This window comes from Nocardia sp. NPDC003999, from assembly GCF_053604885.1.
In genome coordinates this window covers 44786-67778 of record NZ_JBSGIB010000025.1, presented here as the reverse complement: position 1 = coordinate 67778, position 22993 = coordinate 44786, and the positions used below count along the sequence as shown (strand labels likewise).

Here is a 22993-nt window from a genome sequence, read left to right as displayed (position 1 = left end):
CGGGAGCGGTGGTGAGCCCGGGCCGACGTTGCCGCCGGGCCCGGGCTGGTCTCATGGGTTTCAGCCGCGCAGCGCGGAGGCGAAAATCGGCGCGAGCGGGGCGACGCCGGGCTTCTTCGCGAAGTTGGTCAAACGCCGCAAGGTCGTGGCGCCCGTCCGGTTGGTGACGAACCACGGCGGCTTCGGCGACAGGCTGAATTCGCCGTGCAGCAGCGACCGAGGCGAGGGGCGGAACGGCCCGCGCAGGACGGTTCGTTCCGGTTCGGCGATCAGCAAGGCGTTGTGCACCACACCGATGCCGCTCTGGATATCGGTCAGAGAGTGCCCAGGGAAGGCGCCCCACGACGCGCGGGCGGTGAGGTAGCCCAAGCCGGTCCAAGCGTTGACAGCGATCGTGCCGTAGCGCAGTTCGGTGACGGCCGTGTCGAATCGGTCACCCAACTGTTTGATGGTGGCCGGGTGGGCGATGATGTTGACGCCGAGCGTGCCCTCGAACTCGTCGTTGCATACCTGCACCGCCCGCGCCAGGAACTCGGCCGGGTCGCCGCCGGGCAATTCGATCACGCCGAGTACCGGGGCGAAGTATTCGGTGTGCAGAGCGGGCTCGCGCCGATTCGGTGTCAGGCCCTCGATGAGGGTGCGTGCGCCGATCACTTGCGCCTGCGGGTAGCTCTGTCGGGCGGCCTCGACACGGTCGGAGGATCCGGGATAGTAGTCCGGCCGCTGCGGCGCGCGGCCGATAGCCGCACGGAGTTCGGCGAGGAACCGCTCCTTTTGCGGCCAATCCGCGGAGATCACCGCCACCTGTGCGGCGATGCAGTTGTACCCGTTGTTGTGGAGGCGCTGCGTCGCCAGGTGCTCGGCTTGGAAGCGCAGGTCCGCGTTGGACCATCGGCCCGGCACCACGATGGTGGGAGAAACACCGCCGAGTTCGCTGGTGATCGGCTTCGTGAGTCTGGGCGTGCCTGCCGCCTTGTTCCGTTCGGCCTCCGCTCCGGTGCCGAACACGATGGCGTCGTGGGTCGCCGCGCTGCCGGTCATGTGGACGGCGTCGACATCCGGGTGGTGCACCAAGGCCGCGCCGACCTCAGGGCCGCCGGTGATCAGGCGCACGAATCCGCGCTCTATCGCCGGAGCGAAGATCTTCTCCAGCACCGGCAGCAGCGGATCGGTGATCGGGTTGAGCTTCAGCGCCACCACCCTGTTGTCCGCGTAGAGCTGGTACAACACGTCCAGAGGGGCGATCGAGAAGATGTTGCCCGCCCCCAGGACGACGCCGATGCCGCCGGTGCTGGTCGGCGTGCGCTGCCCCAGGCCCGCACGGGCGCGAACGGTTTCGGCGTCGACGCCGGGCCGCGACCAGACTTCGGCGCGGAATCCGTTGAGCAGCAGGGCGTCGAACACTCCGTGCGGAAACACTTCGACGGCCGTCCGGCCACCGGGGGCCGGACGCATCGGGTATCCGTCGACCGGGCTGCGCCCCTCCTCCAATGCCAGCAGGGATTCCGCGAGCGCGGCAGCCCCGGTCAGCAGGGAATACGGTCCGCTCACCCACTCCTCACCGAGCAAGGGCGAATCCGAGGTCAGTTTCTTGATCCGGGCCGCGGTCTCGACCCACTCCTGCGCATGCCGCGCCGTGTTGACATGAATCTGATCCAGCAGTCGGCGTCGTGCGGGCAGCGCGGTGCGCGCCCATTCGACTTCACCACGCCTTAGTGCGGAGACCGCGGCGCCGACGGTTGCCGTCACGGTCGAGGTCATGCTTCGGTTCCTTCCGATTCGGCGTCCTCGAGGACCATGTCGGAAGCCTTCTCGCCGATCATGATCGTGGGAGCGTTGGTGTTTCCGCGCACTACCGACGGCATGACCGACGCGTCGGCCACGCGCAGACCGCGCAATCCCAGCACGCGCAATCGCGGGTCCACGACGGCGCCGATCGCGCAGGTCGACGTCGGGTGGTACAGGGTCTGCGCCGTCCGAGCCGCGAAATCGAGCAGCTCGGCATCGGAATCGCCGGTGGGGGTAGCGAATTCACCGGTGGTGAGCTCCCGGAGCGCGGGTTGGTCGGCGATCTCGAGGGCGCTGCGCAGCCCGGCGATCACGCTCTGGCGGTCCTCTTCGGTCTGGAGATAGTTGTGCTGGATACGTGGCGCCGTGCCGGGGGACGCGGAACGCAAGGTGACTTCGCCGCGGCTCGTCGGGTTGATCAGGCACGGGCCGAAGGCGTATCCGTGCTCCGTCGCGGCCCCCATGCCTTCACCGTGGAAGAGCACCGGCGCCATGTGGAACTGGATGTCGGGCCCCGCGAGACCGCCGCGGGTCTCGATGAAGCCCCCTGCCTCGCCGATATTGGAGGTCAGCGGGCCGCGTCCTTGCTCCTGCAGCAGAGCGAGGTTTTCCGGGGTGAGTGCGGTCATCAGCGACTCGCGATCGGTGCGGTAGTTGAGGAACACCGACAGATGGTCTTGCAGATTCCGCCCGACCGGCAGGTCGCGGATCGCCTCGATCCCGAACGCCGACAGCTGATCGGCCGGGCCGACACCCGACAACAGCAGCAGATGCGCCGATCCGTATGCGCCCGCGGCGAGAACAACCTCGCGCCGGGCCTGGATCACTTCCGTGCTCCCGTCCCGGCCGACGACCACACCGGTCGCGCGGCCGTTCTCGATGACGACTCGATGGGCGAGCGCGCCGGTGATCACCGTCAGATTCGGGCGCGACGCGGCCGGGTGCAGATAACCGACGGCGGCGCTGCACCGCATGCCATTGCGCTGTGTCACCTGATAGCGACCGACGCCCAGCTGCGTGGACCCGTTGAAGTCCTCGTTGCGGAGGTGGCCCGCTTGCTCGGCGGCGCGCAGGAACGCGTCGCCCAGTGGATGCCGCGATCGGCTTTCGCTCACCGCCAGCGGCCCGCCGACGCCGTGGTAGGCGTCCTTTCCGCGTTCGTTGTCCTCGGCCTTGATGAAATAGGGAAGGACTTCGTCGTAGCTCCATCCGTCGGCGCCGCCCGCGGCCCATCCGTCGTAGTCGGCACGTGCTCCGCGAATGTAGATCATCGCGTTCATGGAGCTGCTCCCGCCGACCACACGCCCACGCGGCAGATAGGCGCGGCGGAATTGCAGCCCGGCCTCGGGCTCGGTGTCGTAATCCCAATCGAGCGGACTTTTGAACAGAGAGGGAAATGCGACCGGCAGATGGATTTCGTCCGCCGTGTCCTGCGGCCCCGCCTCGATCACGGCCACCTGGACCCGCCGGTCCTCGGACAATCGACTCGCCAGCACGGATCCGGCGGATCCGGCGCCTACGACGACATAGTCGTACACGGTCGGCACCTCTCTCGAAATCAATTCTCGAATCGGGGCGCTATGACCCCGGTCACTGTCGCAGTCGATACTGCTGGGGGGATGCCTCGAACCACCATGTGCACGGGCCTACCGATCGACGGCGGATATGTGTGCCAGAGCACAATCGCATTCCCGGCGAATGCCTACCATCTATCCATGACCACGCTGACGGAGCCGCCCGTGAATGATTCCGCCTCGGTGGCGCGCACGCTGCTCGCGGAGGTCGACGACCTCACCGCCGAACTCGTCGGCAGGATCCGGACCGGGGACCACGCCTACGCGGAATCGACCGCGCTCACCGACGCTGAGCTGGGCTTCGTCGTCCGCGACAACCTCGTCTCGCTGCTGGGCCAGCTCTCCGGCGGTGTCGGGCGTCGGCTGCAGCCCGCTACCGTGGTGGGCCGGGTCAAAGCCGAGCTCGGCGTGCCCCTCCCCGCGGTGCTGCACGCGTACCGGCTGGCCGGACGACTGCTGTGGGAACGCGCGCTCGCAGTGGCCACCGGCACGAGACTCGACGTGTTGCCCCAGCTCGGGTCGGAGATGTGGCGGATCATCGACGACTATTCGGGAGCGGCGGCCGAGGCGTACGGCGACTATCTGACCGAGCGAGTCCGCCACGACGATTCCGAACGCCGCGCTCTGTTGCGCCGTCTACTGAACGGCGATTCCCACGATCCGACACAACGCGACATCGCCCGCGCCCTCCACCTGCCCCCGCTGGGCAGCTTCGTCGTCGTGCATGCCGAAGCCGATCCCGAAGCACTGGCGCCACTGATGGGCATCGAGTCCCGGCTCCGCGCCGAATACGTCGAATCGATCTGGATCACCGAAGCCGGCGCTCGCATCGGGCTGCTCAGCCCGGCCACCGAGCGCGCGCACCAGCAGGTACTCGCTCAACTGCGGCAACACGCCACAGGCCGGGTCGGCGTGAGCCGCCCGTTCTCGACCGCGGGGGACGCAGGCGCCGCACTGCGGGAGGCCGAACTGGCCGGGCGTTGCGCACCGGCAGGCACCGCCACGGTCACCGTCTACGGTGACACACCCATCCCGCTCGTCCTCGTGCATGCTCCGTCCGCTGCGCACGAAATGGCGCACGAAATCCTCGGACCCGTACTCGACCTGCCACCAGAGGAGTGCGATCCCCTTCTCGACACGCTCGCCATGTGGTTCGAATGCGGAGGCTCCAATACCGAAGTCGCGCAACGTCTGCACTACCACCGCAACACCATCCACTACCGGCTGCGCCGCATCGAAACCCTGACCGACCGCCGCTGCTCCGATCCCAAAGCGGCCGCCGAACTCTACGTCGCCCTGACCGCCGTGCGGCTCATCGGACTGGACCGGTCCGGGATTGCCGCCGATCCCCCGTCGCGTGGCCAGGCACAACGCCTCGGCTTCTGATCACAACAGTCTTTCACCGGCTGGTCAGAGCACGCCACTCGCGCCGGAGCATGCGTCTAACCACCCTGGGAGTGACAGATCGTCGAACGACCATCCAGCCCGTGCACAAGATCGATGCCGCGGCCGAGATTGTCCAGTCGCGCGTGCAGGGTGTCGCCCGCGGGATAGAGACGTACCGTGTCCACGCCGGTGTCGCGCCAGGTTCGCAACCGCTCGCGGACCATGTCCTCGGTGCCGATCAGCGTGGTGGCCAGCACCATTTCGTCGGTGACCAGCGCGGCGGCGCCATCGCGATCACCGCTCTGCCACCGTTCACGCACTCGAGCGGCGACATCGGCCCAGCCTTGGCGGCTGTAGGCGTTGTTGTAGAAGTTGGTCGAGCCCGATCCCATTCCGCCCAGCGAGAAGGCGAGTTCTTTCTTGCGGCTGCCGAGGACCTCGTCGAGTTGGGCCTCGTCGGCGACGATATTGATCTCCGCGCCCTGGCAGATGTCCAGATCCGCGCGGTCCCGGCCGGAACGGGCCAGCCCGGCGTCGAGATGCTCGAAATAGGCGTCCGCTCCCTCGGGGATGAAGCTGGTGCCCAGCCAGCCGTCGGCGATCTCGCCGGTCAACTCCAGCATCTTCGGTGACAGGGTGGCCAGGTATATGGGAACCGCGACCGCGGGCACGCTCAGCCGCATCGGTTTGCCCTCGCCACCGGGCAGCGGGATTGTGAAGTGCCGGCCCTCGAAGACGACCTTCTCACCGGTGCAGGCCGCCCGGATTATCTGCACGGTCTCGCGCATGCGGGCCAGTGGACGGGCGAACGGCACGCCGTGCAGACCCTCGATGACCTGCGGGCCGGAAGCACCGAGACCGAGCAGGAATCGGCCTTCGCACAGTCGTGCCAGGGTCATGGCAGTCTGGGCGATCAGGACCGGCGACCGGGTGCCGAGTTGAATGATGCCGGTACCCAACCGCATTCGCTCGGTGCGCGCGGCGAGGAAACCCAAAGGTGTCACCGCATCGCTCCCCCACGCCTCGGCCATCCAGCAGATGTCCAGGCCGAGTTTCTCGGCTTCGACTACGAATTCGACGAGGTCGGGCCAGTTCGCCCCCGAGGCCTCGATGGTGGTGGCCGTGCGCATCACGCGTCCTTCTCCACTAGGTCCTTGATGGCGGACAGATTGGCGGCCATGCCGAACTCGAACTCGCGCAGGCGCACGAAAACGATTTTCTGCTCCTTCTCGGGCATGGCATCGATCGCGAAGTTGAGTCCCGAACGCGCGGGACCCATCTGGGTCCACTGCTCCAGGACGGTGCCCGCGCCCTCGGGTTGGAGGGTGAAACGCCATATGCTGGATGGGTATCCGGGATCGCCGACAGCCCAGGCGAAGCGCCGCTCCGGCTCGAATTCCACGACCGTGCTGGTCGTTTCCCAGTTCCCCATGGCCTCGTGGGCGTTGCGGCCGATGAACCGCGCGCCGACCGCGGGTCCGGTGGCGCCGTCGAGCCATTCCACGCTCTGTAGTTCTTCACTCAACCGCGGCATGAGGTGGATATCGCTGACGAATGCCCACACCCGTCGCGGTGGCGCGTCGATGAAGGTCTGAACTGCCACGGTCGGGGTGTCGGCATACACCTGCCCGGTCCACTCCACGATCAGCTCCTTCCGGCTGTTTCGCCCATAGTTGCATAGATAGACTAAGCACTACAACGGTCTCTTCAGCGCACTCAACAGCTGAGTTTCACATTTGGACTCACGGGGATGGGGCTATGCCGCGCACATCGTCGGCGAACTGTGATCGTCCCGGCACCCCGCACGATTGATCCACTGGGGACGACTCTCGGACGCCCCTAGACGGGGCGTCGCTTCATCGATCGCCGACATGACGGGCTGGAGTAATCGATGGCTCTCCGACGAGGGAATCGGCAAAATCCGGCGATCCGTAGCCGGTCATTCACCGGGAGACCGGTCTACTTGGACGCACCCACGATGCGCAGCGCGAGGTCCACGTAATAGTCGCCGATCTCCTCCGGCGAGAGTGAGCCGTCCTCCCGGTACCAGCGAGCGAGGTCGATGCCGAGCGACAGCAGAGCGACCGCCGCCATATGCGGATTCGGGTTGTCGAACACACCCGCCGCCACACCTCGCTCGATCAGCTGCCGTATCTCCGCGTCGATGAGGTGACGGATCGCCTTGATCTCGCCTTGATGCTCCGGACTGAGTGCGGCGAGTTCGTAGTTGATGACCCGGGCCACGGTGTGCGCCCGAGCATGGAAAACAGTGAAGGCCCGGACCGCCGCGATCAACTGATCGACCGGATCGTCAGCGGAAGCGACAGCGCTCTTTAAGCGCTCCAGCGTGTTGTGGTGACCGGTCCGGGAGACCTCGTAGAGAAGTTCCTCTTTCGAGCGGTGATGCACATAGATGGCTGCCGTGCTCAGCCCCGCGATCGAGGTGATGTCGCGAGTGGTCGAGCCGTGGAAGCCCCGCTCGGCGAAGGCGACGACCGCGGCATCCAGCAGCCGAGCTCGTGTGTCGTCCGCACGTGATTCGGTCACTTGAACAGTCTCGCATCCGGCCATCGAACACTTCCGGACGGTATCGGTCCGGCCCCCGCGCGACCGGCGTCGATGCTGTCGTGACCTTCGGCGCGTCGCACGGCTGTGATCCCGGATACGCTGCGGTGGTCGCCGCTCAGAGCGCGAGCACGAGTTTTCCGTTGTTGGCACCGCTGAACAGCATGTTCAGCGTCTCGCCGAAACGCGCGACGCCTCCCTCGACGACGTGCTCGCGGCTCTCGAGCTTGCCCTCGGCCAGCCATTGCGCGATCTGCGCGACGGCTTCGCCGTAGCGATCGGCGTAGTCGAAGACTACGAATCCCGTCATCGAGGCGCGGAAGACCAGCAGTGACATATAGCGCGACGGACCGGGAGGCAGCTGCTCGGCGTTGTAGGCCGAGATCGCGCCGCACAGCACCACGCGGGCCCCACGGCGCAAGTTCATCAGCGCGGCATCGAGGATGTCACCGCCCACGTTGTCGAAGAAGACGTCGATGCCCTGCGGGGCGAGCTCGCGCAACCGCTTCGCAACGTTGTCGTTGCGGTAGTCGACAGCCGCGTCGAAGCCGAGTTCCTCGGTGAGCAACCGGGCCTTCTCCGGGCCACCCGCGATCCCGATGACCTCCGCGCCCTTGGCTTTGGCGATCTGACCGACCACGCTCCCGACGGCGCCTGCCGCCGCCGAGACCACCACGGTGTCGCCTGCCCGCAGCTTCCCGACCTCGAGCAGGCCGAAATACGCTGTCATGCCGGGCATTCCGAGGGTGCCGAGCCAGGTGGGGCCGGGGGCGATGGTCAGATCGACCTTCGAGACGTCACTGCCGTCACTGATCGCGTATTCGGTCACCCCGAAAGTGCCGCTGACCGTGTCACCGACGGCGAAGTCGGGGTGCGCCGATTCCACGACCGTGCCGATATCCAACGACCGCATCACCTCGCCGATCCCGACCGGCGGCACATAGGAACGCTGATCTCGCAGCCATCCACGCATGGCGGGATCGATGGAGATGAAGTCGATCTTCACCAGCAGCTGCCCTTCGGCGGGTCCGGGCAGTTCCTCGGTCGTCAGGCTCCAGGTGTCGTCGCCGGGCAGCCCCGACGGACGCCGCGCCAGACGGATCTGCTGAGTCTTCGTCATGACATTCCTCTTCTCATCGATTCGGCCATACATCCGGGATGGCGTCCGTTGCCGTCGAGAAACTCTGCCCCACAGCTAATCTGGTCAACTGCAGGTCCCGCTCGCAGACGGTCGCGAACCGTGCCGGTCAGTTCTTCGGTCCTCCGGCGACGTACACCACCTGCCCCGACACAAATCCCGCACCCTCGCTCGCCAGGAATGAGACGGTGTGTGCGACATCCTCGGGCGACCCCGCTCGCGCGACGGGAATCTGCGCGATCGCTCATGGTGTTCTCCTTCGGGATGGACAGATGCTCGACGGTCCACGCGTAACCGGTCGACGACAGCGGTGCGCGCTCAGGACAGCCGCTCGAGCACCATGGCCATGCCCTGGCCCCCGCCGACGCACATGGTCTCCAGGCCGAATTGTTTGTCATGGAACTGCAGCGAATTGACGAGGGTGGTGGTGATCCGCGCACCGGTCATTCCGAAGGGATGGCCGACGGCGATCGCGCCGCCATTGACGTTGAGCTTGTCGAGGTCGATATCCAATTCGCGCATGGACGCGATGACCTGCGCCGCGAAGGCTTCGTTGATCTCGACCAGGTCGATGTCGCCGATCGTCATGCCCGCGTTGGCCAGCGCCCGCCGCGACGCCTCGACCGGGCCCAAGCCCATGATCTCCGGCGACAGGCCGCTGACACCGGTGGAGACGATGCGCGCGAGTGGCGTCAATCCGAGTTCCGCCGCCTTGGTATCCGACATGACGACCACCGCGGCGGCACCGTCGTTGAGCGGGCAGCAATTGCCCGCGGTGACCGTGCCGTCCGGCCGGAACACCGGCTTCAACGCCGCGACCGCGTCCAGCGTCACACCCGCGCGCGGACCGTCATCGGCCGACACCACCGTGCCGTCGGGCAGAGTCACCGGGGTGATGTCGCGTTGCCAGAATCCATTCGACAGCGCGATTTCGGCGAGGTTCTGGCTACGCACGCCGAAGGCGTCCTGCTCCGCGCGGCTGACACCCGCGAACTGCGCGACGTTTTCGGCGGTCTGCCCCATCGCGATATAGATGTCGGGCAGTGCTCCGTCTTCGCGGGGTCCGACCAAACCTGCCCTCCCGCAGCGAATTTCGACGTCCGCGCGACCGCGTCCTCGAACAGGGGGTTCTGGGTGCCCGGCAGGCCATCGGCATTGCCGCTGTTGTAGCGGCTGACGGTCTCGACGCCCGCCGAGACGAACACATCACCTTCACCGGCTCGAATCGCGTGCAGCGCCATCCGGGTCGTCTGCAGGCTCGACGAACAATAGCGATTGACCGTGACGCCGGGCACCCGATCGAGCCCGGCCAGTACCGCCACCACCCGTCCGAGATTGAAACCCGATTCGCCCGCGGGCTGGCCGCAGCCGAGCATCAGGTCGTCGATCGTGGCCGGATCGAGCGCGGGCACCCTTTGCAGCGCGGCCTTGACGATCTGCGCCGCCAAGTCGTCGGGGCGCATGTCCTTCAGCGAGCCCTTGACGGCGCGTCCGATCGGCGACCGGGCGACGGAGACGATGACGGCTTCGGGCATGTGCCCAACCTCCCAGCTACTTACTAAGCGCTTATTCAGCGCATACGATGCTGGATCGGACAGGCCGCGGTCAATACCGACGGCCCGCATCCATCGATGTGATCTGCCACACAACATGTACATAAGCGCTGGTGAGGCAGGTGAATTCGGCGCGCGAAGAACGCGGCCACTGTGCACGTATCGCCTCGTCCGGAGTGTCCTAGGCAGAGCAGAGCACCGAAGCGACGATGGCGGTGGACCAGCAACTCGGTGTGCCGCCACGCCTCGGGACCTGAAACCGGCCCCGGTGAACTTTCGTCAGTTACTTCGACTCTTGCCGCGCGAAGCGCTCCACGACGTCGGGACGTTCGCGCAGATGTTCGGGGTAGCCCGGACCCATGCGCAGGCGGGATTCCTCGATCGGGACAGGCTGTTCACAGTGCTCGCAGACCACCTTGACCTGTGTGTCATGACCGCACGCGGTGTGCCGCATAAGCACCGGCGGACCCGATTCGTCGGCGAGCCAGCGATCACCCCAGCTCGAAATCGCCAGCAACACGCTCCAGAAGTCGGCGCCCTTCTCGGTGAGCACATACTCGTACCAAGTCGGCTCGACCTGATACGGCCGTTTCTCGAGCAAGCCTTCGTCCACCAGACGACGCAAACGGTTGCTGAGGGTATTGCGCGCGATGCCCAACTGCTGCTGGAAGTCCTCGAAACGGCGTACTCCATAGAAGGCCTCACGCATCACCAGCGGGGTCCACCAATCACCGAGCAGATCCATCGTGCGCGCGACGGAGCATGGCCATCGTGCGAAGGATGTACGCCTCATGCAGCGAGGATATCGGTTTCATAGATAGACCATGCACTTGATGACGGCCACGCGGCCGCTCCCGCTCTGTGCGGCCATCCGTCGGACCCAAGCCGCGACGCCGAACTTCGCCGGTAGGGTGTGGCCGCCACGCCTGGGTGGTTGGGCGGCCACAGCTCGGTCAGCGAGAGGCTTCAGCGCCTTCAGGACGCGATCGGCGGCGTACGGCAGGGATTGTCGGCCGGAACCGGGCGTCGACTTGTGGGGATGGTTCGCGTTGCGATCGAACGCGGCCGGAGGCTCAGGTCGAGCGCGATTCGCTCGGCGTCTGCATGGCATCGAGGGCTTCGATGACTTCCCTACACCAGACGATCCAGGCACGTTCGGTCCCGAGACCGGCCTTCAGGATCAGATGCCTCATCGCGCCCGCATCGTCGCCGACAGCCGGAAAATCACGTGCCTCGATCTCCCGATAGGTCGCGAACGTCTTCTCGTGCACCGCGAGGTGGTGCGCGACGACCTCGCGGACACCTTCGAAGTCCCCGGTGGCGGCCGCTGCTCGCAACCTGATCAGCAGCGTTTCTCGCTGCTGCGGCGGCTCGTCGACCTCGCACACCCAACGGCGAAGCGCAGCGGTGCCCGCCGGTGTGATGGAGAAACGCTTCGGCTGACCACGCCCCGGCGCCTGTGGCTGCGAAACCTCGGCGACCAAACCGCCACCGCTGAGCCGATCCAATTCGCGATAGATCTGCTGATGGGTGGCCGACCAGAAGTATCCGAACGCGCGGTCGAAGCGCCGAGCGAGTTCGATGCCGGTCGAGGCCCGTTCGGTCAACGCGGTGAGGATCGCGAACTGCAGTGCCACGGCCCCATGTTAGAGAGCGTCGAGCGCGTCGGTCCCGCGACCTGAATCCGGAGTATCCCCGGCGAAGGCTGTGCGCGCGACCTTGCGCGGCCCGGGATCCGGCCACTTGTGAAGCCGTGACCACAGGGCATGTGATCGGCCACACATGTTTTTGCAACTTATTGCATGAATGCGGGGTGCGTCGATAGCTTCGTCGTAACGCAGCGCTGTGCGGCCGGAATCGCCGCGAGTCAACGCTTCAGAACTTCTCGAAGGACGTCATCATGGCCTTACCCGCCGCTCTGTCCGGTCGCCTCACCCTGCCCATCGTGGGCTCGCCGATGTTCATCTCCTCCGGACCCGAACTCGTGATCGCGCAGTGCCAGGCCGGGGTGATCGGATCCTTTCCCGCGCTGAACGCACGTCCGGCGTCACTGCTGGCGGACTGGCTGGACCGCATCACCGAGGAAAACGCGTCGTTCGCGGCGGCGAACCCGGACGCCACCGTCGCGCCGTTCGCCGTCAACCAGATCGTCCACCGGACCAACGACCGCCTCGAACACGACATGGACGTGATCGTGCAGCACCGCGTGCCTATCGTGATCACCTCTCTGGGCGCACGCCCGGAGATCAACGACGCCGTGCACTCCTACGGCGGAATCGTCCTGCACGATGTGATCAGCGACGAGTTCGCTCGGAAGGCAATCGAAAAGGGCGCGGACGGCATCATCGCCGTCGCTGCAGGCGCAGGCGGCCACGCCGGAACGCAGTCGCCGTTCGCGCTTGTCCAGGAGATCCGGGAGTGGTTCGACGGGCCGGTGCTGTTGTCCGGCGCGATCGCCCACGGCCGCTCCATCCTCGCCGCTCAGGCCGCAGGCGCTGACCTCGCCTATATCGGTTCGGCATTCCTTTCGACCGTCGAGGCGATAGCGGCTGCGGAATACAAGCAGATGATCGTCGACTCCCGGGCCAAGGACATCGTGTACAGCAACTTGTTCACCGGCGTCCATGGCAACTATCTGCGCGGCAGCATCGTCGCCGCAGGCCTGGACCCGGATAACCTCCCCCATTCCGACCCTTCCATCATGAATTTCGGCTCCGGCGGCAATGTGAGCGCCAAGGTATGGCGGGACATCTGGGGCGCCGGGCAAGGCATCGGCGCGATCAAGGAAAACCTCACTGTCGCGGACTTGGTGGCTCGCTTCAAGGCCCAGTACGACGAGGCGCTCCAGGCTCTCGCCCGCAAGACACCGAGGCCCGACACCGTCGAGCAGCCGGCCTGACCCACACATGGCCGTCGAGGCCTTCCTCGCCAAAGACGAGGAGTTCATCGGCCGCTGACGCGGAATACCCGCCTACCTGGTAACGCGATCACTGCCAGGTAGGCAGGTATTTTCACGTTCGGCCGCACTGCTATCCAAGCGCGACGAGACGTGCGCCGGGGAACGAGCTATGCACCGTCGTTGCCATCGCGCAGGGAATGGATCATGCTCCGCAGGATCCGCAACGCGCTGGACCGCTCGGTCTCGGTCAGGCCGGCGAGCATTCTGACCTCGACGGACCGGACCGCCACGGTCGCCTTCTCGAGGCTCCGTCGTCCGCGGGGCGTGAGCCGTGTGGGAAGAACCTTCCCGACGGGCGCCTCCGCGGGCCTGGTCACGTAGCCGTCTCGTTCCAGGGCCTGGAGTAGCACGTTCATCGTCTGCCGTGTCACGAACGCGCCCAGCGCGAGCTCGGAGTTCGACAGGCCCGGTCGTTGCGCCAGCAGCTCGAGGCAAGAGTAGTGCGTCACGCTCATCCCGAGTGGCCGCAGCACCTCCTCCATGGCTACGCGCAGGACGCTCGACGCCTCTTTCAGCAGGTAGCCCAGTGACGTTTCCAAGTCGACGCCCGCACGGTCTTGACCCATGTCAGCATTCTGACATAGATTGCCTCGTGTCAGAAAACTGACACAGAATGAGGAGATCATCATGCCCGTTACCGGCCCCGACTTCATCTCGCTGCAAGCGCGCGACCTGGCCGCTTCGCAGGCGTTCTACGAGCAGTACCTCGGCCTCGTCCGCTCGCAGGCCGGACCTCCACACGCCGTCGTCTTCGAGACGAAGCCGATCGCGTTCGCACTCCGCGAAGTCGTTCCCGGCACCGATCTCGCATCCGCCGCTCAGCCCGGCATCGGCGCCGCGATCTGGCTCCACGCCACCGACGTCCAGGCCATTCACGATGCTCTCGTCGCCGACGGTCACACCATCGTCTCCGCACCGATCGACGGCCCCTTCGGTCGGACATTCACCTTCGCCGACCCCGACGGCTACCAGGTCACTCTCCACGACCGCGTCTGACAGGACCAGCGCCACCGGACGATCACCGCCCCCGAAGACCGCGCGGCGACAAGTACGTCGCCGTGATCATCGACCTCACCGGGATCCGTGACTCCACCGGACCAGCGCGGCTGCTGGACATACGCTCGCCGACCCGGCCCAGTCGCTGTCGCCTCGGCGACTCACGCACCTTCAGTAGCGTACTTCCTTGACGAATTCCGCTATGGCGGTGCCGATTTCATCAGGGCTGTCTTCCTGAATGAAATGTGATCCCGCGACGGTCGTTTCGCGCTGATTGGGCCAGGTGCGGCAGAATTCGCGTTGCGGTCCGGTGAGAATGGAGCCCGGTTCCGCGTTGACGAACAACTTCGGGACATCGCTGGTGCTCAACCATCGTCCGTAGTCCTCGACCACCTCGACGACATCCTTCGGCTCCCCTTCGATCGGGATCTGGCGAGGCCAGCTCAGAGTGGGCCGGCGATCCTCGCCCGGCGACGCGAACGGCCGCCGATATTCCGCCATCTCCGCGTCGCTCAGCGCCCGGAGTACCGAACCGGGGAGAACCCGCTCGACGAAGATGTTCTTCTCGAGCACCATTCCCTCACCGGCAGGCGACCGGAAACCCTGGAACACGCCTCGTGCGCCTTCGGGCCACTGTTCCCACGTCACCGGCATGACAATGCTTTCCATGTAGACGATTGCCCGGACGCGGTCGCGGTGCTGGTTGGCCCAATCGAATCCCAAAGCCGACCCCCAGTCGTGGAGGACCAGCACGATATTGTCGCCGAGATCGAGCGCATCCCACAGATCGAAGAGATACTCGCGGTGCTCGGCATAGGTGTATCGGTCGGGATCGGAATCGGGGAGCTTGCTGGAATCACCCATGCCGATGAGGTCGCAGGCGATCAACCGTCCCAGCCCCGCACAGTGCGGCATGACGTTGCGCCACAGATACGACGATGTGGGGTTGCCGTGTTGAAAGACAATGGCGTCGCCCTGCCCCTCGTCGATGTAGGCCATGCGCTGTCCGCGAATATCCGAGAATTTCTTCGCCGCGAAAGGCGCTGTACTGTATGGCATTACAGAGTCTCCTTATGTGTAGGTGTCCCGTTGAAGGCAGGTCTATGCCGCTGCGGCAGTCCGATCACTCACACCTCTGCCCCAGGCCCGCGCTCGGCGCGCTCGTCGACCGCGGCGCCCATCCGCGCCGCCGCGTTCCGGCACACGCGAAGAATCCGCGACGAGAAGGACTCGGATTCCACAGCCCGTGACAGCACGAGTCCGCCGATACACAAGGCCAGGGTCGCGATGGCTTCGTCATAGAGTTCGTGCTCCTGCGGATCGTCCACCGGACGGCCACCCATCGCGTTGAGAGTCTTGCGCAGTTCCTCCTCGTAGGCTGACCTGAACTCGGCGGGCATGCGCGCGGCGTCGGATCCGATCGCCGAGAACGCGCACGAATCCGCCCGCTCGTCGCGGTGGGTCCGGTTGAGATAGCCGCGCGCGAGTCGGGCCGCGCGGGCGCCCCAGGACGCGTCGCGCGTCTTGCCGATCCAACGCGGCCGGCTTTCGGCAAGCCCGTGCCGGAAGGCCGCGATGGCCAGATCGTCCTTACTCGCGAAGTGTGAGTAGAAGGCTCCGTGCGTCAGGCCCGCGTCCCGCATGACCTTCCCGATAGCGCCGCCATCGGGACCATCCACCCGCAGCCGAGCGGCACTCGCGTCGAGGATGCGCGTCAACGACTCTCGTTTCTGTCGCGCGCGCTGCCCCTCCCCGGAGCGCGAATTTCGCATGTCGACCATCATGCGAACTACGCTCTCGCATGATGTCGGTCATGTCAATGCACCCAACCGGCCGAGCGGTCGGGGCGCGCACGGGATATCGCAGGATCAACTGACGAAGTTCCTGGCGAGCCGCCGCATGGTCAGGCGCGCGAGCAATCGCGTAGTGAACTCGCCGAAGGCACCCTCGAAGCGGGCGAGCTCTTTGCCGATGGCCACGTCGAGATCCGCTGCGGTGATCAACGTTCCCTTGGCCACCGTCGCCGTCAGGTCCCGGCTCACCGACCAGCTCGGATGGCGTGGATCCGATCGAGTGACGACGAGTTCGGCGCGCGCACCGCGGTCCACGGTGCCGATATCGGTGAGTCCGAGCGCGCTCGCCGCGGTGGCGGTGGCCAGCCGCCACGAGTCCCGGCGTGGGATACCGGCTTGCTCGAAGGCCTCGAGTTCGCGATGCAGGGCGATCCCCGGCGCGACGAACGGTTGCTGGGTGTCCGTACCCAACCGCAGCGGCACACCGTCACCGAAGAGACGGTTGACGAGCAGATGTTTGCGCTCCACGGCGCGCCTGCACCGATCGAAGTCCTCGCGTCGGATGTCGCGATAGGCAGGGATTCCGTGTCGAGGGTGCCACACGATGGCCGAGTAGAACGACGGCAGCGCTCGCGCTGTGGGCTCGTCGCGCGCTTGGTGATGCCGCTCGAGATCGAGGACACCGGTGGAGGTGTTCAGCGTCGGCGTGACCGCGAGCCCGCGGTCGGCGCTCACCTGCCGGATGAGATCGATGCGGCGGTCGTCGACAGCGTCCCAGTCGATCATGCGATTGAAGACGTGGTCCCGCCGAATACTGGCCGGCGGCGCCATGCCGAACAGGTGCTGCCCATCCGGCAGTTGCGCATCCTCGTGCCCGAGCCCGTACGGGACGTGTCCGAGAACTCCCATGCCGGCCGCACGTGCCGCTGCTTTGAGCGCGACGATGCGCGGAACATCGAGATTCTCATAGGATTTGACCCTCTTGTTCGAGCGTGTTCCTGCTCGCGCGAACCGGAGCGCTCGACGGTGGCCGCGCGACGACATCCTGGTTCCTCGCAGCCGAACTCCAGGCACGGCACCCCGCGATCACCGTCGAACCCGACAAGATCTTGGTCCGGCACGGCCGCACGGTCACCGGCGGAGCATCACTCGCCCATGTCGACGTCATGCTCGCGGCGATCGAGATGCTCACCGGCTCGGACGTGGCCGATCTGTGCGCCCGCTATCAGCTCATCGACCGCCGGACCTCGCAGCGTCCCTACATGATGCTCACCGTGCTGATCGCCGACGACCCCGATCTGGTGCACGCCCACGACTGGATCGTCAGCAATCTCCGCCGATCCTTCACGACCGCCGATCTCGCCGACGCGGTGGGACTTCATACCCGCACACTCGCACGACGCCTACAGCGCGCTACCGGCCTCAGCCCGCAAGCCTTCATCCAGTACATCCGCACGGACACCGCGTTGACGCTGATCCGATCGGGAACCACTGCGGAGGCTGCCGCCCATCGAGTCGGCTACGCCGATGCCTCTTCCCTGCGCCGAGCCATTCGCCGCCGAGAAACCGGTCGCACCAGCTGGTCGACTCCCGGGCACAGGCCGGACAGCGGGCAGGGCACGGTGTCACCCCGGGAATAGCGGCTCCAGAGGACCGCACACGTGTTTTCGCACTGACCAATGACGCCCTCCCGGTCACGGCTGTTGCCACTTCCGGGAGGGTTCCCGACGGTGCCGGGCGCCATACGTCCGCTACTTCACGGTGATCGTGAGCGTCCGCGTCTGCGTCTTGGCGGGCAGCTTGGTGGTGTCGACCATCAGCACCTCACCCGTGTCCTGGGCGCCGTTGGCGAGGAGCTTGCCTTTCAGTCCGAACGGCGGCTGGTCGCCGGTGGCGGCCTCGATGCCGAAGTCGCTGTCGTCGGCGATGTAGAGGGTCTTGCCGCCGTCGCTGGTGGCGACGCCCTCGATCTTGTCGTGGCCGAAGAACTTGCCGTCGGCGTTCAGGCCGTCCAGCAGACCGCCGAGGTCCAGGGCGGACTTCTTGGCGACGGGGGTGACACCCGCCTTCCGCAGCGTGGCGACGCCTTCGGCAGTGGGCACGGCACCGACGAGGAGTTCCAGCGGCTTGCCGTCGACCAGCAGGCCGAGTTGTGGATCGTAGTGCGCGTTCTGGATTTTCGCCTGCGGGCCGACGTCGGTGGCGCCGGTGATGTCGATGGTCCACAGCTTCTTGTCGGCCTTGGGCGATTTGCCGCCGTCGCGTTCGTCGACCAGGAAGGTGGTCTCGCTCAGCGCCGTGATCTCGGAGACCGCGAGCTTCTGCTTCGGATTCTCGAGCGGATATACGAATTCCTTGACGTCCCGGGTCTTCAGATCCACGGTGACGATCCGGGTCATCGGCACCTCACGCGCCGACGCGACACCTGGCTCGTTCAGTGCACTCTGCACGATGCCGACCAATGTGCTGCCGTCCGGCGTGATGGTGAGCCCCTCCATACCCTGGTTCGGGGTGCGCAGCGAAAGCTCTTTGGGCAGACCGCGTCCCGGTGCGAGCCGCTCCAGCTCGGTGCCGTTGGCGTCGAAGTGCACGACGAACGGCCCGTACTCGTCGGACACCCAGAAGCTGCCGTCGGGCATCGCGACCAGACCTTCGCTGTCGATGCCGTGATCGGTCGGCGGCAGGACGGTGCCGTTGAGGTCGCGGATGGTCTCGCCGGTGCTTGCGGAGGCGTCGACCAGGCCGTTGAACGGCTGGCCCGCTGAATTCTTCAGAGGAATGGCGCTTTCCAGCACCGCCTTGGTGCCGACCAACTTGAATTTCGCGATGGTGGGCGTGAAAGTCGGTATCGGCGTGAGCTTCTCGTTCTTGCCCTTGCCGTCCACGTTCGGACCGCGGTCGGTGAGACCATAGAACTCGTCGGTCGATCCGGGCACCGGCGTGAACGCCGACCCGTATCCGCTGCCCTGCAGACTCACGCCACCGAAGTCACCGAGCGGCGGGATATCGGTGGTGAACAGCTTCACGGCGTCGGTGGTGGTCACAGTGATGCTGTCGGAACCGGTGTATCCAGCCGCAGGCGTGTACACCACCGCACCGTCGGTGCGACGGGTGATCGTGCCGTGCTGCGGATCGGTGATCCCGACCGCGGCGCTGCCGCCGGTCGCCGCCAGCAGATCATCCAGCGAGATCACCAAGGGCTGGTCCTTGGCGGCGGTGAAGCCCGCCTCCGAGTTCGACGACGAGCAAGCGGACAGAACGGCGGTCGCGCACACGGCGACCATGACGAGCGCGCTTCGGGTACTGCGGTGCATTCTCACCAGCGATGCGTACCGTCCGAGCCCGACCGCCAGTTGGCATCGAGCTGAACATGAGCCGTCGATCCCCACAATCATCCGATCAGTTTGCAGTGTTGCCAATCCTGACGAACGTGAGCACTGCGGTATCCGAGCGTCGGCCGCGTCGCTACCGACTTCGATGCCGAACAAGCCTTAGCGCTCGGTGAAGGGTCAACTGCGTCCGATCGGGCGCCTGCGGCGAGGAAGATGCCGAGCAGGCCATCCGCATCGAGGTCCCCACAGCCGGGACGCGGCCCCGCCACCACCACCGCCCAGCGGAGGACCCAGCCGTGCGAGCTGTTCGGAGATCATCCCGTAAGTGTCGTGTCGTTCCCCGTATAGCTCTACGGTGGAGATATGACCGCCTTGGAGTATCAGCATGTGCTGGTCGCGCGGGACGGCGACACAGTGCGCATCACGATGAACCGGCCGGAGCGACGCAATACCCTGTCCGGCGAACATCTGGCCGAGTTGCTCGCCTCCTTCCGCGCTGCGGGCGAGACGGACGCCACCGGGATAGTGCTCGGGGCAGCCGGTCCGGTGTTCTCCGCGGGACATGATTTCGCCGATGTCGCCGCACGCGACCTGCTCGGCGTGCGGGAACTGCTCACACTGTGCACCGAGCTCATGTCGACCATCGAATCGGTCCCGCAGGTGGTGATCGCTCGGGTGCAAGGTTTGGCCACAGCCGCCGGCTGCCAACTAGTGGCCTCGTGCGATCTGGCCGTCGCCGCCGAATCGGCCGGTTTCGCGCTCCCCGGTGGCAAGGGCGGCTGGTTCTGCCACACCCCCGCGGTGCCGGTAGCCCGCGCCGTCGGCCGCAAACGACTGATGGAACTCGCCCTCACCGGCGACCCGATCGATGCCCGCACCGCCGAACAGTGGGGCCTGATCAACCGAGCGGTGCCGGACGCCGAGCTCGACACCGCCGTCGACGAGTTGCTCGCCCGAGCTACCCGCGGCAGCCGCGCCAGCAAAGCACTGGGCAAACGCACCCTCTACCGCCAGCTCGACCGCCCCGAGGCAGACGCCTACGCCCTCGCCCTGGAAGTCATGGCCGCCGCCGCCCAACTTCCCGGCGCCCGCGAAGGATTGGCGGCCTTCCTGGCGAAGCGCCCACCTGTCTGGCGCGATTAGCGGCGCCCGGCGTCTGCCCGTGCCCGCCGGAGACGGCTCGAATCGGCAAGAGACGCTGGAGGCGTCGCGTATTCGCTGCTGCCGTCAGCTTTTCATCGGATCGTGGCCCCAGTTCATCAGCGAGTATCGCCATTTGGTGTTCTCGATTTCGCTGGAGGGTCGCTGCTCGAGATGGCGGTGCGCATAGCCGATGACTTTGCGCATGTGCGCGTAATCATCGTCGGTCGGTTTCTTCTTCTCGAGGATGTCCGCGATGCGCCGCCCGCTGGCGTGCCCGGTCGACTCGCCGCCGTCTTTCGGCTTCTGCCCCACCGACTTCGACTCGTCGGTGTCGAGCCACCGGCGCAGTTCTTTCGCCGTCATGTTGACGATGTTGTCGAATTCCGTACGCGTGTCTTTGTCTTCCGTCGTCATGGCGCGGCTCCGATTTTCGATGTCAATCGTCGTGCGGACGTAGCGCGCCGGGCTTGTGCACCGCGTCACGGCCGCTCTTCGCACTGCGCACCCGATACTGCGGATCTTGTTCGGAGGCCCGTACCGTTCGGCCCGCCGCTTCGGTGTCGGACGTGATCACTTCTTCCACCTCGCCCTCGGCGGTACTGCCGTGGCTGTTCCATTCGACTTCATCGCCTTTGCTGAACGATTGCTTTCCCATGGTCGATTCCTTCCCCATTCCCGCATCCAACGAGTTCGTGTTACCCGGGAGCTGCTCTCGAAAACTGATAGCTGAGCCGGTCCTCCCAATTCGCCACCCACTCTTTCTGCGGCCAGAACCTAGTGAAAGGTCGCGATTGTGCCAGTTTCGACCCGACCATCCCGTTGTCAGCACCAGACGCTCTGTTGCGCTAGGAGGTAGTGGTCGGGCGCCAACAGCCTGAGGCGGCGGCTTGCGCGACATAGTTCTCGAATGTCCGCGCCGGACGGTCCAAGGCCTGGTGCACGTCATCGGTGGGGGTCGTGCCCGGGCCGCCGTGGGGAAGGCGGGTGAGAATGTCGGTGAGTAGCCGCGCAGCCTCGGGCGAGACACCGAAGCCGATTTGCTGTTCGACGAAAGTCGCGGGGTCGATGTCGACGTGGCGGATCGTGCGGCCGATGGTCGCTCCGATCATGTCCACGGCTTCGCCGAAGCTGATCGCCCTCGGGCCGGTCAGCTCGTAGGTGTTACCGCTGTGCCGGTCATCGAGCAGTGCTCGCGCCGCGACTTCGGCGATGTCGTCGGCGTCCACGAACGGGGTACGGCCGTCGCCGGTGGGGATATACAGCGCGCCGTTGAGAATGCCTGACAGCCAGAAACTTTCACTGAAATTCTGCGCGAACCAGTTGGGTCGCAGAATGGTCCATTCCAGCCCGCTGTCCCGGGTCGCGCGCTCGGCGGCGTGCAGGGGATGATCGGCCTGGTCGGCGGCCGGTGCGGACAGTAGTACGAGCCGCCGGACACCGGCCCCGACCGCCGCCTCGATGAATTTCGGGATACGCGCTCGGCCCTCATCGGTGAATTGCAGGGCCGGTTCCACGAGATAGGCGGAGGTGGCGCCGTCGAGCACTGCCGACCAAGTCGTCAGGTCGCCCAGGTCGAACGACATATCGCCCCCGGTGCGGGCGACCGCCCGTACCGGATGGCCCGCGGCTCGGAGGTGGCGTGCGATCCGTCGGCCGGTCTTACCGGTGCCGCCGAGAATCAGGATGTTGGTCATGGCAATCATCCAATCGAGCAGCAGCCAGACGATCCATGGGAGAAGATCCGGGATTTCTTTGTGATCGTCTAACATGGGTCGCTGTGGACGTGCTCAGCGATCTGTTGCATCGAGCGCGAGTGGGCAATACCGAGGTACGCCAGCTCATCCAGCGGCCGCCGTGGTCGCTGACCTTCGCCGCATCCGGACATCCAGCGCTCGCTGTCGTCGCGGTGCTCGGCGGTCCGGCGCACTTGCGGCTCGACGATGCCCACACGACAAAGGTGCCGGTGCCCGAGGGCGGTATCGCCGTGGTGAAAACGACCGGCGGATATACGGTTGCCGATAGTCCGACCACCCCGCCTCAGATTTTGATCGAGGAGGGGCGCAAAGTCGTCCTCGACCACAGCCGGGAACCGGGCGCGCTCCGGAATATGGGCCCACGCACCTACGGTGACGGTCTGCCAGGAGCCACGACAGTGCTGCGCGGCTCCTTCGTACTTCATGGCGACGTGGGCGAGCGAGTACTCGATCTGCTGCCACCCGTGGCGGTCGTACCTGCCGGATCACGGACCAGCGCCGCGTTGCATCTGCTCACCACCGAAGCCGCCCGGGACGAGCCGGGACAAGACGCCGTCCTGCATCGGTTGCTCGATCTGGTGCTCGTGCTGGCGCTGCGCGCCTGGTGGGCCGCGCCCGGCGCGACGCCACCCGGCTGGTATCACGCGATGATCGACCCGCGGATCGGCCGTGCTCTCCACGCGCTCCACAACGATCCGGCCCACCGCTGGACCGTTGCCGCGTTGGCCGAGGAGGCCAACATGTCCAGAGCCTCCTTCTCCGCGCGCTTCACCGCCCTGCTCGGACGCCCGCCGCTGACCTATCTCACCGATTGGCGAATGACTCTGGCCGCGGACGCCCTGCGCGATACCGACGCCACCATCGCGACCATCGCTCATCATGTCGGATACCACGACGCCTTCGCTTTCAGCGTCGCGTTCAAACGCGCCCGCGGGGCCGGGCCCTCGGCCTGGCGGCGCCGGCAGACCATGCGTACACCGCCAGACCGAGACACCCATTGACCGCCCTACCC

At 66.1% G+C, this 22993-nt stretch carries 22 protein-coding genes and 2 pseudogenes; 6 read left to right on the top strand and 18 right to left on the bottom strand.

The genetic code is table 11. The features are described from left to right. Window positions 1-60: 60 nt before the first annotated feature. Both ACWESM_RS32045 and ACWESM_RS32040 read right to left on the bottom strand, forming a co-directional pair. Window positions 61-1761 carry an aldehyde dehydrogenase family protein gene (locus ACWESM_RS32045; protein WP_397075953.1) on the bottom strand — a complete coding sequence of 567 codons (1701 nt, stop codon included), beginning with the start codon at window positions 1759-1761 and terminating at the stop codon, window positions 61-63. Then, on the bottom strand, window positions 1758-3326 hold the full coding sequence (locus ACWESM_RS32040; protein ID WP_452494970.1) for a GMC family oxidoreductase: 1569 nt from the start codon (window positions 3324-3326) through the stop codon (window positions 1758-1760). Before ACWESM_RS32040 ends, ACWESM_RS32045 begins: the two co-directional genes overlap by 4 nt. Before the next feature lie 177 nt (window positions 3327-3503). On the opposite strand from ACWESM_RS32040, the gene ACWESM_RS32035 reads away from it, so the two are divergent. Further along, window positions 3504-4748, top strand: coding sequence for a PucR family transcriptional regulator (locus ACWESM_RS32035; protein WP_452494969.1), 1245 nt, complete (start codon window positions 3504-3506; stop codon window positions 4746-4748). 56 nt (window positions 4749-4804) lie between these two features. Here the strand turns inward: ACWESM_RS32035 and ACWESM_RS32030 are convergent, their stop codons facing one another. The 8 genes and pseudogenes from ACWESM_RS32030 to ACWESM_RS31995 all read right to left on the bottom strand — a co-directional run bounded on the left by ACWESM_RS32030 (window position 4805) and on the right by ACWESM_RS31995 (window position 11641). Further along, window positions 4805-5878: an LLM class flavin-dependent oxidoreductase gene (locus ACWESM_RS32030; protein ID WP_452494967.1), complete on the bottom strand. Its 1074-nt coding sequence runs from the start codon at window positions 5876-5878 to the stop codon at window positions 4805-4807. Next, on the bottom strand, window positions 5878-6390 hold the full coding sequence (locus tag ACWESM_RS32025) for an SRPBCC family protein (protein WP_364426183.1): 513 nt from the start codon (window positions 6388-6390) through the stop codon (window positions 5878-5880). Before ACWESM_RS32025 ends, ACWESM_RS32030 begins: the two co-directional genes overlap by 1 nt. A 317-nt stretch (window positions 6391-6707) precedes the next feature. After that, complete coding sequence (locus ACWESM_RS32020) at window positions 6708-7295, bottom strand: TetR/AcrR family transcriptional regulator (RefSeq protein WP_364426186.1); 588 nt, start codon at window positions 7293-7295, stop codon at window positions 6708-6710. 136 nt (window positions 7296-7431) lie between these two features. Beyond that, complete coding sequence (locus ACWESM_RS32015; protein WP_397277805.1) at window positions 7432-8433, bottom strand: NADP-dependent oxidoreductase; 1002 nt, start codon at window positions 8431-8433, stop codon at window positions 7432-7434. A 127-nt stretch (window positions 8434-8560) separates the two neighbouring features. Further along, window positions 8561-8695 (bottom strand): annotated as a pseudogene (locus ACWESM_RS32010) (SDR family oxidoreductase); the annotation flags it as partial. Between the two features lie 74 nt (window positions 8696-8769). Further along, window positions 8770-9986: pseudogene (locus ACWESM_RS32005) on the bottom strand (acetyl-CoA C-acetyltransferase). Between the two features lie 301 nt (window positions 9987-10287). Then, window positions 10288-10797 carry a winged helix-turn-helix transcriptional regulator gene (locus tag ACWESM_RS32000; RefSeq protein ID WP_452494966.1) on the bottom strand — a complete coding sequence of 170 codons (510 nt, stop codon included), beginning with the start codon at window positions 10795-10797 and terminating at the stop codon, window positions 10288-10290. 280 nt (window positions 10798-11077) lie between these two features. Continuing rightward, complete coding sequence (locus tag ACWESM_RS31995; protein ID WP_364426193.1) at window positions 11078-11641, bottom strand: PadR family transcriptional regulator; 564 nt, start codon at window positions 11639-11641, stop codon at window positions 11078-11080. A gap of 263 nt (window positions 11642-11904) precedes the next feature. Here ACWESM_RS31995 and ACWESM_RS31990 point away from each other — a divergent pair, with 263 nt between their 5' ends. Then, complete coding sequence (locus ACWESM_RS31990) at window positions 11905-12903, top strand: NAD(P)H-dependent flavin oxidoreductase (protein WP_452494964.1); 999 nt, start codon at window positions 11905-11907, stop codon at window positions 12901-12903. Between the two features lie 167 nt (window positions 12904-13070). On the opposite strand, the gene ACWESM_RS31985 is transcribed toward ACWESM_RS31990, so the two are convergent. After that, on the bottom strand, window positions 13071-13529 hold the full coding sequence (locus ACWESM_RS31985; protein WP_452494962.1) for a MarR family winged helix-turn-helix transcriptional regulator: 459 nt from the start codon (window positions 13527-13529) through the stop codon (window positions 13071-13073). Between the two features lie 61 nt (window positions 13530-13590). Between ACWESM_RS31985 and ACWESM_RS31980 the strand changes: the two genes are divergently transcribed. Next, entirely contained in the window at window positions 13591-13959 is a 369-nt protein-coding gene (locus tag ACWESM_RS31980) for a VOC family protein (protein ID WP_397277811.1), read from the top strand. A gap of 171 nt (window positions 13960-14130) precedes the next feature. On the opposite strand, the gene ACWESM_RS31975 is transcribed toward ACWESM_RS31980, so the two are convergent. The 3 genes from ACWESM_RS31975 to ACWESM_RS31965 all read right to left on the bottom strand — a co-directional run bounded on the left by ACWESM_RS31975 (window position 14131) and on the right by ACWESM_RS31965 (window position 16661). After that, window positions 14131-15018, bottom strand: a complete 888-nt coding sequence (locus ACWESM_RS31975; RefSeq protein ID WP_364426201.1) for a haloalkane dehalogenase — start codon at window positions 15016-15018, stop codon at window positions 14131-14133. Window positions 15019-15086: 68 nt separating this feature from the next. Continuing rightward, window positions 15087-15743, bottom strand: coding sequence for a TetR/AcrR family transcriptional regulator (locus ACWESM_RS31970; RefSeq protein ID WP_452494959.1), 657 nt, complete (start codon window positions 15741-15743; stop codon window positions 15087-15089). An 84-nt stretch (window positions 15744-15827) separates the two neighbouring features. Next, complete coding sequence (locus ACWESM_RS31965; protein WP_364426207.1) at window positions 15828-16661, bottom strand: amidohydrolase family protein; 834 nt, start codon at window positions 16659-16661, stop codon at window positions 15828-15830. An 83-nt stretch (window positions 16662-16744) separates the two neighbouring features. Between ACWESM_RS31965 and ACWESM_RS31960 the strand changes: the two genes are divergently transcribed. Continuing rightward, window positions 16745-17392 (top strand): GlxA family transcriptional regulator, encoded by a 648-nt coding sequence (locus ACWESM_RS31960; RefSeq protein WP_452494957.1) that lies wholly within the window; start codon window positions 16745-16747, stop codon window positions 17390-17392. Between the two features lie 111 nt (window positions 17393-17503). Here the strand turns inward: ACWESM_RS31960 and ACWESM_RS31955 are convergent, their stop codons facing one another. Further along, a complete protein-coding gene (locus tag ACWESM_RS31955; RefSeq protein ID WP_452494955.1) occupies window positions 17504-19066 on the bottom strand; it encodes an esterase-like activity of phytase family protein in 1563 nt (520 codons plus the stop codon). Window positions 19067-19447: 381 nt separating this feature from the next. Here ACWESM_RS31955 and ACWESM_RS31950 point away from each other — a divergent pair, with 381 nt between their 5' ends. Then, a complete protein-coding gene (locus tag ACWESM_RS31950) occupies window positions 19448-20227 on the top strand; it encodes an enoyl-CoA hydratase-related protein (RefSeq protein WP_379254376.1) in 780 nt (259 codons plus the stop codon). Between the two features lie 84 nt (window positions 20228-20311). On the opposite strand, the gene ACWESM_RS31945 is transcribed toward ACWESM_RS31950, so the two are convergent. The 3 genes from ACWESM_RS31945 to ACWESM_RS31935 form a co-directional block, all read right to left on the bottom strand. Beyond that, complete coding sequence (locus tag ACWESM_RS31945; RefSeq protein ID WP_452494954.1) at window positions 20312-20641, bottom strand: DUF3140 domain-containing protein; 330 nt, start codon at window positions 20639-20641, stop codon at window positions 20312-20314. 22 nt (window positions 20642-20663) lie between these two features. Further along, complete coding sequence (locus ACWESM_RS31940; protein ID WP_379254380.1) at window positions 20664-20882, bottom strand: hypervirulence associated TUDOR domain-containing protein; 219 nt, start codon at window positions 20880-20882, stop codon at window positions 20664-20666. A 190-nt stretch (window positions 20883-21072) separates the two neighbouring features. Then, on the bottom strand, window positions 21073-21921 hold the full coding sequence (locus tag ACWESM_RS31935) for an NmrA family NAD(P)-binding protein (protein WP_452494952.1): 849 nt from the start codon (window positions 21919-21921) through the stop codon (window positions 21073-21075). 83 nt (window positions 21922-22004) lie between these two features. On the opposite strand from ACWESM_RS31935, the gene ACWESM_RS31930 reads away from it, so the two are divergent. Further along, window positions 22005-22982: an AraC family transcriptional regulator gene (locus ACWESM_RS31930; protein ID WP_452494950.1), complete on the top strand. Its 978-nt coding sequence runs from the start codon at window positions 22005-22007 to the stop codon at window positions 22980-22982. Window positions 22983-22993: the final 11 nt, after the last annotated feature.